This is a genomic window from Sphaerisporangium perillae, assembly GCF_023276435.1.
Classification (GTDB): domain Bacteria; phylum Actinomycetota; class Actinomycetes; order Streptosporangiales; family Streptosporangiaceae; genus Sphaerisporangium; species Sphaerisporangium perillae.
Genome location: NZ_JALLPO010000011.1, coordinates 171,398 through 186,801, shown reverse-complemented (window position 1 = coordinate 186,801; position 15,404 = coordinate 171,398). Strand labels below are relative to the sequence as shown.

Sequence of the window (15,404 nt, the reverse complement as noted above, 5' to 3'; positions counted from 1 at the left end):
AACGAACTGCGTCGTTGTCTGTCTCTGGGCCGGAGAGCCCCCTCCCCCGTACCGGGGAGGCATCTCGCGGGTCAGGTACGGCGCCGGGAGGTGAAGGTGTTGACCACGGCGATCACCACACCGACCGCGAAGATCAACGTGCCCAGGATGTTGACCTGCGGAGGCACTCCGATGCGGACGGCGCCGTAGATCCACAGGGGGAAGGTGACGGTCGCGCCGCTGGTGAACTGCGTGATGACGAAGTCGTCGATCGACAGCGCGAAGGCGAGCAGGGCGCCGGACACGACGCCCGGCAGGATCATCGGGAAGGTGACCCGCCAGAACGTGATCCACGTCGAGGCGCCGAGGTCGCGGGCCGCCTCCTCGATCGAGCCGTCCAGGCCGACCACGCGCGCCCGTACGGTGACCGCGACGAACGACACCGAGAACAGCACGTGCGCGAGCATGATGGTCACGTACCCGGTCTGCACGCCGAGGCTGACGAACAGCGACAGCAGCGAGGCGCCCATGACGAGCTCCGGTGAGGAGATCGCCGCGAACATGACCAGGTTGGTGACGGCCTGGCCGCGGAAGCGGTACCGGCCGAGGGCGATGCCCATCAGCGTGCCGAGCACCGTGGTGATCACGGTGGCGAGCAGGGCGATGGTGATCGAGTTGACCACGGCGTTGGTGAGTTCCGGGTAGTCCCCGAGCCGTCCCCACCACTTGAGGGTGAAGCCCTGCCAGTTGACGTTGGACTTGCTCTTGGTGTCGTTGAAGCCGAACGCGATCATGACGGCGATCGGGGCGAACAGCCACACCAGTACGAGCCAGGTGTAGCCGAACAGCAGCCGGTCGCCCCACCGGACGCGCCTACGGCGCGGCGGGCCGGCGGAAGGCGCCAGGCCGGCGGCCCCCTCGGACCGGGCGGGAAGCGCTGGGCTGATCGGTCCGCTCATCGCGCCGCCGCCTCCAGAACGTTCTCGGTGCCGAGCGCCTTGGCGTAGACGAAGATGCCGATGAGCATCGCCGCCATCAACGTGAACGACAGCGCCCCGCCCACCGGATAGTCGTTGTTCACCAGGTACTCCGTCTGGATGATGTTGCCGATCATCGTGTTGGCCGGACCACCGAGGATCGACGCGTTGACGTAGTCCGAGGTCATCGGCACGAAGGTCATCAGGACCCCCGCGAACACGCCGGGGAGCGAGAGCGGAAGCACGATCTTGGTGAACGAGTCGCGGCGGCTGGCGTACAGGTCGTACGACGCCTCCACCACCCGGGGGTCGACCCGCTCCAGCGCGACGTAGATCGGCAGGATCATGAACGGCAGGTAGTTGTAGGCCAGCCCGCCGATGACCGCGGCCGTGGTCTGCAGTACGTGGAAATCGGCCGGGAGCAGGCCCAGGCCCTTCAGCGGCTGCAGCAGGATGCCGTCGTCCGCCAGCAGGAACTTCCACGACACGGTACGGAGCACGAACGACACGAAGAACGGGAGCAGGACCAGCAGCAGGTACGTCGACTTGCGCGCGCCGGCCTTGAACGCGATCCAGTAGGCCACCGGATAAGCCAGCGCGATCGTCAGGACCGTGCCTGCCAGACCGTAGCCGACCGACCGCAGGAACTGCGTCTTGAACTCGACCAGCGCGTCGGTGTAGTTGGCGAGGCGGAAGGTCTGGACGAAGCCGTTCACGATGTCGCCCTCCTGCGTGGAGACCGACGCCATGAAGACCAGCGGCACCACCAGGAAGATCACCAACCACAATCCGCCGGGCAGGATGAGGAGGTAGGGCGCGATCTTGCGTCTCATGGTCCTAGCCCTGGGTGATCGGCTGGAAGATGCCCTCGAAGACCTTCTCCTCGGCGGGCGTCAGGACCTTGTAGGTGCGCAGCTTCGCCAGGTCGGAGTCACTGGGGAAGATCAGCGGGCTGTTCGCCGCCAGCTCCAGCGCCTTCTTGTCCTCGCCGGTGGCCTTGGCCGCGTCGGCCTTGATCACGTCCTGGACGGCGGGCACGGGGGTGATGTAGGTGACGTACTCCGCGATCTTGGCCGCGATCTCCGGCTGGTAGATGTAGTCCATCAGTGCCAGCGCGTCGACCGGGTTCTGCGAGGTCTTCGGGATGCAGAGGTTGTCGGTCCAGATGGTGGCGCCCTCCTGGGGGACGACGAACTTGAGGTTCTTCCCCTCGGCGAGTTGCTGGTAGATGTCGCCGGACCAGGCCATGCAGATCCAGATATCCCCGCGGACCAGGGCATCCACATAATCGTTCTCGTAGTATTTCCGGACAATTCCGGCGTCGCGCTGCTCCTGGAGCTTCTGCGCGGCCTTCTCCCAGTCGGCCTGGACCGACTTGTCGGGGTCGATGCCCAGCAGGAACAGCCCGAAGTTCGCGACCTCCTGGGTGTCGGCCAGCATGCCCACCTTGCCCTTGTACTTCGGGTTCCAGAGATCCTGAATGCTGGTGATCTCCCCGTCGATGTACTTCGGGTTGTAGGCGATGCCCGTCAGGCCCGACTGCCAGGGAACCGTGTAGACGTTGCCGGGGTCGTACGACGGGTTCTTGTACTTGTCACCCGCGTTGGCGGTGAAGTTCGGCAACTTGGCGAGATCGAGCGGGGCCAGGTAGTCGAGCGCGATGGCCTTCCCGAGCTGGAACCCGTTGGTCATGACCATCAGGTCGTAACCGATGTCCTGCCCCGCGGCGAGCTGCGGCTGGATCTTGCCGAACCAGGTGCTCATCTCCTGGATGGGCTCCTGGTAGGTCACCTGGATCCCGGTGTCCTTGGTGAACTTCTCCAGGGTCGGGTACCGCTTGCCGTCCTTGTCGATGTAGAGCGGCCAGTTGGCGAACCGCAGCGTGCCGTGCTTGGTCTTGTCGGCCCAGTAGCCGGCGGCCGCGCTCGGCGCCGGGGGCGCGACCTTCTTGCCCTGGACGCCGCAGGCGGCGAGGGCGAGGGCGGCGGCGGACAGGCCGCCCACCCGCAGGGCGTCGCGGCGGGTGATGGGGGCGCCACCGCGGCTGCGGCTCTGGGTCAGGCCGCGCAGGAACGCGAGATCACGAGGAGGGGTCGTCATGAGGTGGTTCAACTTCCTATCGCGTACGAGTGGTGCGGCTGCCAGGACAGCCAGACGGAGTCACCGCGCTCCGCCGTGATGCTGCTGTCGTGGGCGTTCTGCTCGAAGACCGTGAACTCGGTCCCCCCGGCGAGGTTCACGGCATAGCTGTTGTAGGTACCGAGGTAGACCACCTCGGACACCGTGCCGCGTACGGCGCTGACCCCGACGGCCGGCTCCTCGCGCGAGATCCTGATCTTCTCGGGCCGAACGGTCACCTCGACCGCGCCGCCTTGGACGGTGGCGTCCCCGACCGGCACCAGCACCCGGTCGCCGTCGCCCATCCGGATCACGGCCGTGCCGCCGCCGACCTCCTCCGCCGTCCCGCTCAGCAGGTTGGAGGTGCCGATGAACCCTGCGACGAACTTCGTCGCCGGACGCTCGTAGATCTCCCTCGGCCCGGCGAGCTGCTCGACCAGTCCGTCGTTCATGACGGCGATGCGGTCGCTCATGGTGAGCGCCTCGTTCTGGTCGTGGGTCACGTAGACGAACGTGATGCCGACCTCGCGCTGGATCCGCTTCAGCTCGATCTGCATCGCCTGGCGGAGCTTGAGGTCAAGCGCGCCGAGAGGCTCGTCCAGCAGCAACGCCCTCGGGTTGTTCACCAGGGCCCGCGCCAGGGCGACCCGCTGCTGCTGGCCACCCGACATCTCGCGCGGGCGCCGCTTCTCGCGGCCGGTGAGGTCGACGATCTCCAGCATCTCGCCGACCCGCCGCTTGATCTCCTGCTCGGGTACGCGCTTGCGCCGCAGGCCGAACGCGACGTTCTCCCACACGTTCATGTGCGGGAAAAGGGCGTAGGACTGGAAGACCATGTTCACGTCGCGCTTGTTCGGCGCGACATCGGTGACGTCCTGACCTTGCAGCCGTACGGTGCCCCGCGTGGGGTCCTCGAAGCCGGCGATCATGCGCATCGTGGTGGTCTTGCCGCAGCCGGAGGGCCCCAGCATGGAGAAGAACTCTCCTTCGGCGATCGACAGGCTGACCCCCTTGACCGCCTGTACGACCTCACCGTGCGCTTGGTATTCCTTGACGACCCCGTCGAGCTCGATGGCGGGCACCGGGGAGATGTCGGAGGCGGCCGGGGCCGCCTCCTTGCCCGCCTGGGTTTCGGTCATTCCAGGCTATCCTCATCTATGTCATCAGCTGGGTGCCGATGTCGTGCATATGTCGCGGTATCACTCACCGATGTAGTGCATGACGTGCTTCACCCGGGTGTAGTCGTGCAGGCCGAAGACCGACAGGTCCTTGCCGTAACCCGAGTGCTTGAACCCGCCATGCGGCATCTCCGAGACGAACGGGATGTGGGTGTTCACCCACACCACGCCGAAGTCGAGCCGCCGCGACATGCGCATCGCCCGGCCGTGGTCGGAGGTCCACACCGACGCCGACAGGCCGTACCTCACATCGTTGGCCTTGGTGAGCGCGTCCGCCTCGTCGGAGAAGGTCTGGACCGTCATGACCGGCCCGAACACCTCGTCCTGGATCATCTCGTCGTCCTGCCGGAGACCGTCGACGACCGTCGGCTCGAAGAGGTAACCCTGCTCGCCGACGCGCCTGCCGCCGATGACGACCTTCGCGTGGCCGGGCACCCGCGAGAGGAAGCCCTCGACCTTGGCGAGCTGGTTCGCGTTGTTGAGCGGGCCGTAGTAGGCGTCCTCGACGTCCAGACCGCCGGTCTTGGTCGCAGCGGCCGCCTCGGTGAGCGCCGCCAGGAACGGCTCGTGGATGCTCTCGTGGACCAGCACCCGGCAGGCCGCGGTGCAGTCCTGCCCGGCGTTGTACAGCCCGGCCCCGGCGATCGCCTCGGCCACCGCGCCGATGTCCTTGACGTCCTCGAACACGACGACCGGAGCCTTGCCGCCCAGCTCCAGGTGGACCCGCTTGACGTCGTCGGCCGCGGACTTCGCGACCTGCATGCCCGCGCCGACCGAGCCGGTGATCGCGACCATGGACGCCGACGGGTGGCTCACGACCTTGGCACCGGTCTCCCGATCGCCGACGACGACGTTGAAGACGCCCGCCGGAAGGATCTCGCCGATGATCTCGGCCAGCTTCACCGTGGAGACCGGGGTCGTGTCGGACGGCTTGAGCACCACCGTGTTCCCGGCGGCCAGCGCCGGGGCGATCTTCCAGATGGCCATCATCAGCGGGTAGTTCCACGGAGTGACCTGGCCAACGACGCCGATCGGCTCGTGCCGGATCACCGAGGTGTGGTCGGCGAGGAACTCCCCTGAGGTCGGTCCCTCCAGGGTGCGCGCCGCGCCCGCGAAGAAGCGGAAGTGGTCGGCCGAGGGCGGGATCTCGTCCTCGGCCATGCGCGCGCGGGGCTTGCCCGTGTTGAGGCACTCCGCCTCGACGAGCTCCTCTGCCCGCGCCTCGATGGCGTCAGCGATCTTCAGCAGATGGCCGGCGCGGTCACCCGGCGTCATCTGCCCCCACGACTCGAACGCGGCCAGGGCCGCGGCGTAGGCTGCGTCGACGTCCTCCTGGCCGGAGATCGGCGCCTGGAGGTAGACCTGCCCGGTGCTCGGATCGATCACGTCGGAGAACTGGCCGCTCTTGGCGTCCGCGAGCTCACCATTGATGAAGTTCTGCAGACGGGTGGTCAACGTTGACCTCCTCGTGAGGTGGCTGAGTTGTCGCGACTCTGACAGAGGCCAGGGGCTACGACAAGGGATTTCGTCGCGAATATATCAAATTGCTACGAATTCGCTTGACAGAGCACGACGAACTGACAACATGTCGCACCAGGACCGCAACATCGCGGGCACGGCCCCGTAACCACCTCGCGGTAGCCAACGGGGTACCAGAGAGGACGCGGAGATGACGACGCCGCCCAAGGCGCGACGGGACAACAACCACAACAACCACGACGCCAAACCGGGTGCCGTGATGCTGGACGAGATCTCCAAGCGGATCATCGAGGAACTGCAGGCGGACGGGCGCAAACCCTACGCCGCCATCGGAAAGGCCGTCGGACTGTCGGAGGCCGCGGTACGCCAGCGCGTCCAGCGCCTGCTCGACGGCGGCGTCATGCAGATCGTCGCCGTCACCGACCCGCTCACTCTCGGCTTCCCCCGCCAGGCGATGATCGGCATCAAATGCGAAGGCGACCTGGAGACGGTCGCCGACAAGCTGGCCTCCATCGACGAGATCGACTACGTCGTCCTCACCGCGGGGTCACTCGACATCATGGTCGAGGTCGTCTGCGAGGGCGACACCCACCTGCTGGAGATCCTCGGCAAGATCCGCGCCATCCCCACCGTCCGCGCCACCGAGACCTTCGTCTACCTCAAACTCCGCAAACAAACCTACTCCTGGGGCACCCGCTAACCCCCACCCAGCACCCTCCTCTAACCTCTCTCCTCCCCCGCCCCGCCCCGCTCGGCACCGCCCCGCTCGGCACCGCCCCGCTCGGCACCGCCCCGCTCGGCACCGCTCCTGCCCCCTCCTCCGTCTCCCCTTGCCTTCCTCGCCTCCGCCCGCTTCCCCACCTCTCCGCCTCCCGTCGTTTCGCAGACTGGGCGCCGCCACGGCGAGACGCAGCACAGCGAAACCGGCGCCCCCTACGACGAACAACCGGCCGGGCAACCCCCAACCGGCCGGCAAACCCCACCTACCCCGCCCGGGCGCGACCACGACCCTCCTCACCTCCGACCGCTTCCCCACCCCCACCTCGCCCCGGTGTCGTTGCACACACTCGGCGCCGCAACGGCGAGACGCAGCACAGCGAAACCGGCGCCCCCTACGACGAACAACCGGCCGGCGAACCCCCAACCGGCCGGCGAACCCCACCTACCCCGCCCGGGCGCGACCACGACCCTCCTCACCTCCGACCGCTTCCCCACCCCCACCTCGCCCCGGTGTCGTTGCACACACTCGGCGCCGCAACGGCGAGACGCGGTACGGAGAAACCGGCGCCCCCGACGGCGGGCAACCGGTCAGCGTCGGAGAGAACGCTGCTAGACGGGCTGTTCCTGTTCGCCGATGAGGGCGTCTCGACGTTCGAGGACCTCGGCGATCTCCGCGAGGAAGGCGTCGACCTGGGTGACGGCGTAGCCCGACTTGAAGACCACGGTCGAGAACTGCGCCGTTCTCACCTGATCGGCGGTCAGCGGATGGTCGGTGGTACCGCGCAGCGTCGCCACGACCCGGTCGAGGAAGATATCGACTTCGTCCTCGTTGTACCCCGCTCCGAGCCGGCCCGGACGGAACAGCACCCGCTCGACCCGCGCCGCCTGCTCCTCCAGCCAGGCCGTCGTCAGGGCCCTGGTCACGGTCACGGGCTGCTGATCACCCGCGTCCTCCTGCGGATCCCCCTCGTGCTCGGGCTCTCGCGATGCCGGGGCGGCGGCCTGCGTCACCTTGACCATCCCTGGCAGCGTCGGCGCGTCGTCCTCCTCCTCTTCCTCTTCCTCCGGCGGTTCCGCCGTGTCCTGAGGTGCCTCCGCGACCGGCGCGGCCTGCGGAGTGAAGAAGGCAGACGCCGGCTGCACCGGCTCGAACAGCGACACCTCCTTCGGAGGCTCGACGGCAGGTGCCGCCTCCAGAGACTCGACGGCAGGTGCCGCCTCCGGAGAGGCCGGAACGGCCCCCTCCACTGACGGCTCGAAACCGGACGCCCTCTTGGGCGGCTCCGCTACCGACGGCGTGCCGGAAGGCTCGAAGACGGACGGTCCTCTGGCGAACTCCGACGCGGCTGGCGTTTCGGAAGGCTGGAAGACCGATGCTCCCGGGGCCTCCATGACGGACGCCGTCCCACGGGATTCCGGAACCGGTGGCATACCGGGAGGCTCCACGACAGACGACGCTCTCGGCGGCTCGAAGACCTGCTGATCGGCTCTGGGTGGCTCGAAGACCTGGTGATCGGCTTTCGGCGGCTCGAAAGCCTGCTGATCACGCCTCGGCGGCTCGAAGACCTGGTGGTCGCGTCTCGGCGGCTCCGAGGTCTGCTGGGCGTGGATCTCGACGGCGATCACGAAAGCATCGAGCGCGTAGTCGACGGCCAGTTCGTTGTAGCCGCCGAGCTTCGTGTTGAACCGGGACGTGCGGATCTCGTCGGCGGTCACAGGATCGCCTTCGAGCACTCCCCGGCCAAGGGTCGCCTCGATCCGCTGGATCAGCGCGTCGACCTGGTCAGGCTCGTAGCCGGTCCGCACGCCCAGCACGCGTGGAAAGCGGTTCACGCCGTAGCCTCCCGGTTCACACCCCCGCATTTGCTTCCCTTCTTTACCATTCTGAGGGGATGACATGGGGAAATCCAGGAAGTTAGCGACCGGCCGGTAAGCTTCCGAACCTATGCGGCTCGCGAACCTCTCCTTCCGTTACACCCGCCGCGCCCCCTGGGTCCTGCATGACGTGGACCTCGACCTGCCGGCGGGCACGGTCGCCGAGGTCACGGGACGCAACGGCGCGGGCAAGTCCACGCTGCTGAGGCTGCTCGCGGGCACCACGCCCCCGAGCAGGGGGCGGATCTCCGGCCGTCCCCCGATCGTCGGGTACGCGCCCGAGATCTTCCCGGTCGAGCAGCCGTTCACGGTGACCGCGTACCTCTCTCACATGGCGGCCGTTCGCGGGGTCGGGTCCGCCGCGATCGATCCCTGGGTGGAGCGCCTCGGCATGACCGCGCTCCTGGACGTGCCGCTCGGCGACCTGTCCAAGGGGAGCGCGCACAAGGTCGGTCTCGCGCAGGCGCTGCTCATCCCGCCCGGCCTGCTGATCCTCGACGAGCCGTTCTCCGGCCTGGACGCGCAGGCCCGCGCCGAGCTTCCCCGCGTCATCGAGGAGGTCTCCGCGTCGGGTGGCATCGTGGTCGTGAGCGACCACCAGAACGGCCTCGCCGGGCATCCGGGCGTCCTCCCCCTGAAGGTCGAGAACGGCACGGTCCGCCACTTCGACCCGCTCGCGGGCGGGTCCACGCCCATCGACGCCCCCTCCACGGCGGTCATCGAGATCGTGGTGGACGCGAGCGATGCCGAGGCGATCGCGCGAAAGCTGCAGGCAGAGGGCTACGAGGCCACCATCCGCGCCGAACAGCGGGCCGCCGCCCACGAGGCCCCGCTCAGCATCGAACCGCGGGCAGAGGGCTACGAGGCCGCGGTCCACGCCGAACGACGGGCCGCCACCGCGGACTATCAACCCGTGGCTCAAGGAGAGACCTCATGACCTCCGGGGCGGGAGCGACGCGATGAAGCCGACGATGTTCCTCACCAGGTTCAAGATCGCCGCGTACATACGGTCTCACCGCGTGATCCATCCGTTCGTCGGACTCCTGGCCATCATGATCGTTCTATACTCGGTCCGGGTGGCCGCGGGACAGGAGCTGTCCTCGTACGCCGACTCCGCGGCGCTGCTGGTCCCCGTCTTCGGCTGGGCGGCCCGGGGCCTGCTCGACACCGAGCCGGACGTGCAGCGGCTTCTGTCCGTCACCGCGGCCGGGCGACCTGGCCGCGAGGTCGCGGGCGGCATTCTCGCCTCGATCGCCGTCAACGCAGGACTGGCCGTGCTCGCCCTCGCCGTGCCCCTTGCCATCGGCTTCAGGGCGACGCCCGGCCCGGGCGTCGTGGTCGGAGGCCTCGCGCTGCACGTGCTCTCGCTGCTCACCGGCACCGCCCTCGGCGCCCTGACCAGCCGTCCGATCCTGCCCGATCCGGCGACCTCGGCCCTGGTCCTGCTGGGCGGCTATGTGGCCATGCTGCTGGTCAGCCTCGTCCCGCTCACCTTGCTGACCGTCCCCATCATCAGTTGGATGCGCGCCGCGGGCCAGGCGTCCTTCCTGAGCAGATCACTACCGAGCCTGGCCGCCATCACCCTGTTCTGGTGCGCTCTGGGCCTGTTCGCCTACGTCCGCCTCCGCCGCACCCGCGCGTAGTGCTCTGACGGCTCGGCTTCACCGGGCGGTCTCCCCCCGGGCTTCACCGCAGGAAGATCCGTCGTCACCGGATGTCGCGATCACCACACCTGAAGGCCGTCTCATAATGTAAGACCAATCTTCTCGGGATATGGACTATCCATTAAGGTCGGCACATCGACCCGAGCGAGGAGCCTGAAACGACATGCCGGTATCACGCGCCGTCTACACCCACGGTCACCACGAGTCGGTCATCCGTTCGCACGCCTGGCGGACGGCGGCCAACTCAGCCGCCTACCTCCTGCCCCACCTCCGCTCCGGGATGTCGCTGCTCGACGTGGGCTGCGGCCCGGGCACGATCACCGCCGACCTGGCCGCGCTGGTCGCCCCGGGACCGGTCACCGCCATCGACACCGCCGAGGGCATCGTGGCGCAGGCCAAGGAGACGGTGGCGGCGCAGAGCCTGGCGAACGTCACCTGCGAGGTCGGCGACGTCTACGACCTGGCCTATCCCGAGCGATCCTTCGACGTAGTGCACGCCCACCAGATGCTGCAGCACGTCGCCGACCCGGTGGGCGCGCTCGCCGCGATGCGTGCGGCCTGCAAGCCCGGCGGGGTGGTCGCCGCCCGCGACACCGACTACGCCACGTTCACCTGGTACCCCGAAGTGCCCGCGCTCGCCGAGTGGCTGGAGCTGTACCACCGGCTGGCGCGCGCCAACGGCGGGGAGCCGGACGCAGGGCGCCGCCTGCTGTCCTGGGCACGCAGCGCCGGGTTCACCGACGTCACCGCCACCGCCTCGGTGTGGTGCTTCGCCACGCCCGACGACCGCGCCTGGTGGAGCGGCCTTTGGGCCGACCGCGTCACCGGCTCCACCATCGCCGACCAGGCGATCGCCTACGGCTTCGCCACGCGGGCCGATCTCGAGCGCATCGCCGACGGCTGGCGCGAATGGGGCACGGCCGACGACGGCTGGTTCAGCGTCCTGCACGGCGAGATCATCTGCCGCGCCTGAACGAGGTCCGCATCGGCGGGGAACAAGGGCAGTCATGATATGCGACATCCCAGCTCAGAGCCGGCGCACCATAGGTGATCCATCCGCCGGCAAGAGGGATTGAGGAGTCCGCGCTTCTCCGCCATTGTTCTCTCGGCGCCTCTGCTCTGCGAACTTTCGCGGGAACGCGAGCAGAGGCCCCTGCCTGGTACGGCTTTGCCGTGCTGTACGGCCTTTTGCGAAGGTGTCTCTCGCCCTACCTCGCCCGTTACGATGCAATGGCTTCTGCTCTGGAATCTCTACCCGCGAGGGGACCAGACAAAATGGGGGAATTTGTCGGCATAAATCCGCATGGTGCGCGGATTCTGATTGCCGCTATGCGGGAAACCGCTCAGCGGGCCGCGACATTGAGGCCATATCTGTCGGCGTCCATTACCGAAGCCGGAACCGACTGGCCGGCCGGTCCGGGCGCCGAAGTGCTGGACCGATGCCGGCAGTTCCTCCTGACCGCCCAGCACGATCTCACCTGGCGCGTACAGACCATCGAACGAACAGAGAACGCCACCGCTCGACGCGGGGTCAAAGGCGCCGAGTTCGCATTCCCCAGCGCCGAGTCAGCACACGCCGCCGGAGCCGTCGCGGGCGACGCAGTCAAAGCGGCCTGGACCGCCTACCAGTCCGACCCCAGCTCGATGAACTGGCGCAGGCTCCAGTCGGTGTTGGGTGAGCGGCAGGGAAAGACATCTGACGTCGCGTACGCGGCGGGGCTGCTCACCCAGATGGGTGCCGCCACATTCGCTGAGATCCTCCGCGTAGAGCGCCAGAAGTACCAGAACAGCCGCTCCGGCTACAGCCCCGCCGACCTCGCCAGGGTGAGAAACGACCTGGGCCCCCTCGCGGACGCCTTCGCCTCCGCCGACTCGACCGGCAAGCTTCCCGCCGATCTGCGCGCGCGACTGCTCGACCATAGCCCGATGGACGACCTCGCCGCCTTGCTCGCCCTCACTCCCCAGTCGCGCCGCTTCGTCGTGGACGCCGGCACCAAACTCGCCGAGTCGAGCGGCCACAAAACGCCCGACCCCGACTGGAACACGCACTGGCTGGCCAAGGCGCTGTCCCAGGACCTCGGAGCCGCCCAGGAGTTCCTCGCCACCGGTGACAACGTGCAGCTTCTCCTACGTCCCGAGGTCGTCAAGAGCACCGGCACCCCCGGCTTCGAGAAGCTACTGGCCGACGTCCTGGACAAAGCCCTCGCCCCCAACGCCGGCGACGACAACCTCCGCCGAGCCGCCTGGATCAACACCATTAAACTCTTCAGCAACCACTCCGCCTGGCCCTCCCTCGCCCCTTCCATCTCCGAGACAACCGGACTCCCCGTCCCTTCCCCCGTCGGCCAAGTCCTGGCCAGACACATCCACCAGTACTTCCCCGAACTCGCCGGCATCTGGACCACAGCGAACCTCGACGAAAGACTGGCCACTCCTAACGACACATGGAGAGCTATCAAGTCAAACGAGATCGTGGCCTTCTTCGGCAGCATCCTTCGTGATCCAGCGGCACTATCGGTCCTCAAAGAGGATTACCGAACCTTCATCGACAACTTGGACCTGGGCAAGGATCATCCCTTCGGCAACGCTACGACCGAGGCTGCAAGACAGTTGCAACGCAACGCGTTCTACGCTAAATCGTCTCAGGCTGCAGGAATGGCATCGCTCCTTATCGGCGGGCTACACGAAGCCGACCTCAGCGCGGAGGAGGCCCGTGACGTGCAGATCCAGCTCATGTTCTTCCCTGTGGACATGGCCGTCGGGGCGTTCAGCGGTGGAGTGGGCGGCGGTCTCATCGCAGAGACCGCGATCGGCAAGGCAGCCGACTTCATAGTGAAGAACCCCGGACAGGACATCTTCAGCCAACTCTGGGACGGAGCGCCACCGGAGGAGGCCTCCGATCTGACGAACACCCTGCTTGGCTCCCAGATAGACGCTCTTACAGCCTCTCGGCGACAGCACGGTCTGCCTCCATTGAGCGACGGAGACATGCTTTATCTAGAGAACACATTCAGAGGATTGCTGCTGCCGGTGGTGCTCGACGCTTTCAAGAAACGGGGAGGCTGACCATGGCGAATGGGGGTGAACTGCAGCGTCAGGCCCAAGAGAAGGAACTGCTCGCAGCACGATTCGACAACTACGCCAAGGACCTGATCACGTACTTCGACCACATCAAAACTGGTTCCGTGGAGAGTGGTCCGGTCTGGACTGGTCCAGCAGCACAGCGCTTCGAGCAGGATACCGGTCGGCATCGGTCAGATGTGGACCGGCTCATCGAGCAGTGCTATCTGGCGTCTAGAAACTTACGACGTATGGCCCTACAACTGCGGCAACAGGCTGAACAGGCGACCACGACGATCTAGGCATCAGTTCGCGGGAAGACAGTCGGTCTTACCGATGATCTCGATGTTCGGCAAGGAGGATTGCACGATCACCGTGAAGGTGATACCAGGTACCTTCTTTCGGAGCACACCGATACTACGGCCAGATTGGTTCACCGAACTGGCGCTGTCATCAGGCTCATAACCCATCCCACGGAGTGTGACCCTCAATGGGGGACCTGCGAGATCGGCCTGTTCAGTCGATGTAACCCCATCGACTTTGCCGAAGTCACCAGTTACCTGATACGTGCGCCGGGAGGTGTGGTCTGGGCAGCCGACGGGATCATCGCCCCCCTTGCCGCCTTCATCAATGACTCTTTTATTTTCCATATATTGAGACGCCGCGAGCGTAGCGCCATCCTCGACCATCATTCTGGTGGCGTCGTCGAGAGTGGGGCCTTTGCTGCACCCAGCGGCCAGCAAGAAGAGGAGAGCGCACCTCGCGACACGTCGCACTCTCCCGACTCTACTGATCAGTTGGCCCTGCGGGGGAGGCATGCGACCAAAAAGTGACCAGTGTCGCGGCGAAGCCTTCACCTGAGCGAAGCCAGCCCGGAGATCGTCGTCGGTACTGTTTCGGATAAGCGCGTGCAGCGAAGAGCCATTAGCCGGCATTGCAACATTGCCCACTGTCCTTGTGTGATATTGCGATCTGAAAGAAGGGACCTGACGAGGCGGGTCCGATCGCGCTGCCGCCACAGCAGACTTCACGAAGCAGGCTTAGGCCTGGCCAGCACCTCGGCGATCTGGTCGTAGGAGAGCCAGCCCCTTCGCCTGTGGGACATCACCACGCCGTCGCGCCCCGAGCAGAACGCGGTGCCCCTCATCGCTCATGACGTGCGCTCCTCCGTTCACCGGCCCTCACTCCGCCGGGCGTGATCGGGTGCCGTTGACTGCAGAGGGTATCGCTTCAATTACTCTCGCAGAGCATGTGTTGACCTGTTCTCTTGGACGCCCGCGGTCACGTTTCGGAGGGATGCCGCGATGGCCGTGGGAGTACTAGCTACTCGCCGCTGCGCACCTTGTCCACGCCGCGTCTGGCCAGGGCGTCGGCGCGTTCGTTCTCGGGATGTCCGGAGTGGCCCTTGACCCAGAGCCATTCCACGGTGTGTCTGGCGGTCGCCGCGTCCAGCCGTTGCCAGAGGTCCATGTTCTTGACCGGCTGCTTGCCTGCGGTCTTCCAGCCGTTACGCTTCCAGCCGCGCAGCCACTGGGTGATGCCGTTGCGGACGTACTGGCTGTCGGTGTGCAGGCGTACGGTCACCGGACGGGTGAGGCTCTCCAGCGCCATGATGGCGGCCATCAGCTCCATCCGGTTGTTGGTCGTCCCGGCCTCGCCGCCGTAGATCTCCTTCTCCGTCCGGCCGTACCGCAGCACGGCGCCCCAGCCGCCGGGCCCCGGATTGCCGCTGCACGCACCGTCGGTGTAGATGTCCACGGCCTGCCCGGCCGCCTTCTCCTGGTCCTGCACAGCCGGCATGCGCTCCTGCCCATCGGTCTCGCGGTCGGCATCAGTCATACCACTCCCGCCGCCCGCCGCACTCATGACGCGTGCCCATGCGCGCGCGACCGCCGGCGTGGAAGCCGGATTGTCGGCGGCTCCCCGCCCGCAAGCCGGATGCTTTTTATTCTGATATTGCGGAATATATCGGCAAATATCCACATTTCCTTCGCAGGCAAGCCGGCACCCATGAACGCCTTTCCCCTCGCGCGTTCCCGAAGGTTGGAATAAGTTCGGGGAACCTGACCCCGCTTTCCCTCGGCAGGAGGGCTACATGGACAGTTCGGACGGTCGCATCCTGATCGTCATTCTGATCGCGACGATCCTGTTCATCGTTGGACGGAATTTCCAGCGTTCGGTCGACACGTGGTCGGGTTGGGGCAAGGCGGTGAAGGCCGCCGCGGAGGCCACCGGAAAGATTCCCGGCGCCAAATCAGCGGCGTGGGCGGCGTTCTGGCGCATGATCATGATCGGTGCGGGAACGCTGCTGCTGCTCGCGTTGATGGCGAACGCGATCCGTTATATGTAACCCT

15 protein-coding genes are annotated in these 15,404 nt (G+C 66.7%); 7 read left to right on the top strand and 8 right to left on the bottom strand.

The window, feature by feature from the left end:
• Window positions 1–71: 71 nt before the first annotated feature.
• From MYF83_RS13355 to MYF83_RS13335, 5 genes are read right to left on the bottom strand one after another with little or no spacing between them, the layout of a single operon-like run.
• Window positions 72–938: an ABC transporter permease gene (locus MYF83_RS13355; protein WP_248960598.1), complete on the bottom strand. Its 867-nt coding sequence runs from the start codon at window positions 936–938 to the stop codon at window positions 72–74.
• A complete protein-coding gene (locus MYF83_RS13350; protein WP_248960597.1) occupies window positions 935–1,789 on the bottom strand; it encodes an ABC transporter permease in 855 nt (284 codons plus the stop codon). The genes MYF83_RS13355 and MYF83_RS13350 overlap by 4 nt, the downstream gene beginning before the upstream one ends.
• 4 nt (window positions 1,790–1,793) lie before the next feature.
• Complete coding sequence (locus MYF83_RS13345) at window positions 1,794–3,056, bottom strand: ABC transporter substrate-binding protein (RefSeq protein ID WP_248960596.1); 1,263 nt, start codon at window positions 3,054–3,056, stop codon at window positions 1,794–1,796.
• 8 nt (window positions 3,057–3,064) lie between these two features.
• A complete protein-coding gene (locus MYF83_RS13340) occupies window positions 3,065–4,213 on the bottom strand; it encodes an ABC transporter ATP-binding protein (protein WP_248960595.1) in 1,149 nt (382 codons plus the stop codon).
• 60 nt (window positions 4,214–4,273) lie between these two features.
• Window positions 4,274–5,707 (bottom strand): gamma-aminobutyraldehyde dehydrogenase, encoded by a 1,434-nt coding sequence (locus MYF83_RS13335; RefSeq protein WP_248960594.1) that lies wholly within the window; start codon window positions 5,705–5,707, stop codon window positions 4,274–4,276.
• Between the two features lie 214 nt (window positions 5,708–5,921).
• Here MYF83_RS13335 and MYF83_RS13330 point away from each other — a divergent pair, with 214 nt between their 5' ends.
• Window positions 5,922–6,431, top strand: coding sequence for an Lrp/AsnC family transcriptional regulator (locus MYF83_RS13330; RefSeq protein ID WP_308201439.1), 510 nt, complete (start codon window positions 5,922–5,924; stop codon window positions 6,429–6,431).
• 629 nt (window positions 6,432–7,060) lie between these two features.
• Here the strand turns inward: MYF83_RS13330 and MYF83_RS13325 are convergent.
• Window positions 7,061–8,284, bottom strand: a complete 1,224-nt coding sequence (locus MYF83_RS13325) for a DivIVA domain-containing protein (RefSeq protein ID WP_248960593.1) — start codon at window positions 8,282–8,284, stop codon at window positions 7,061–7,063.
• Window positions 8,285–8,396: 112 nt separating this feature from the next.
• Between MYF83_RS13325 and MYF83_RS13320 the strand changes: the two genes are divergently transcribed.
• The 5 genes from MYF83_RS13320 (at window position 8,397) to MYF83_RS13300 (ending at window position 13,352) form a co-directional block, all read left to right on the top strand.
• A complete protein-coding gene (locus MYF83_RS13320) occupies window positions 8,397–9,263 on the top strand; it encodes an ABC transporter ATP-binding protein (RefSeq protein WP_248960592.1) in 867 nt (288 codons plus the stop codon).
• Between the two features lie 22 nt (window positions 9,264–9,285).
• Window positions 9,286–9,969 carry a hypothetical protein gene (locus tag MYF83_RS13315; protein ID WP_248960591.1) on the top strand — a complete coding sequence of 228 codons (684 nt, stop codon included), beginning with the start codon at window positions 9,286–9,288 and terminating at the stop codon, window positions 9,967–9,969.
• 184 nt (window positions 9,970–10,153) lie between these two features.
• Window positions 10,154–10,963 carry a methyltransferase domain-containing protein gene (locus tag MYF83_RS13310; RefSeq protein ID WP_248960590.1) on the top strand — a complete coding sequence of 270 codons (810 nt, stop codon included), beginning with the start codon at window positions 10,154–10,156 and terminating at the stop codon, window positions 10,961–10,963.
• 356 nt (window positions 10,964–11,319) lie between these two features.
• Window positions 11,320–13,056, top strand: coding sequence for a hypothetical protein (locus MYF83_RS13305; protein WP_248960589.1), 1,737 nt, complete (start codon window positions 11,320–11,322; stop codon window positions 13,054–13,056).
• 2 nt (window positions 13,057–13,058) lie between these two features.
• Window positions 13,059–13,352, top strand: a complete 294-nt coding sequence (locus MYF83_RS13300) for a hypothetical protein (protein ID WP_248960588.1) — start codon at window positions 13,059–13,061, stop codon at window positions 13,350–13,352.
• A gap of 3 nt (window positions 13,353–13,355) precedes the next feature.
• On the opposite strand, the gene MYF83_RS13295 is transcribed toward MYF83_RS13300, so the two are convergent.
• Together MYF83_RS13295 and rnhA are read right to left on the bottom strand one after the other, a co-directional pair.
• Window positions 13,356–13,742, bottom strand: a complete 387-nt coding sequence (locus MYF83_RS13295; protein ID WP_248960587.1) for a hypothetical protein — start codon at window positions 13,740–13,742, stop codon at window positions 13,356–13,358.
• 631 nt (window positions 13,743–14,373) lie between these two features.
• Window positions 14,374–14,850, bottom strand: coding sequence for a ribonuclease HI (rnhA, locus tag MYF83_RS13290; RefSeq protein WP_248960624.1), 477 nt, complete (start codon window positions 14,848–14,850; stop codon window positions 14,374–14,376).
• Window positions 14,851–15,145: 295 nt separating this feature from the next.
• Between rnhA and MYF83_RS13285 the strand changes: the two genes are divergently transcribed.
• Complete coding sequence (locus MYF83_RS13285) at window positions 15,146–15,400, top strand: hypothetical protein (RefSeq protein WP_248960586.1); 255 nt, start codon at window positions 15,146–15,148, stop codon at window positions 15,398–15,400.
• Window positions 15,401–15,404: the final 4 nt, after the last annotated feature.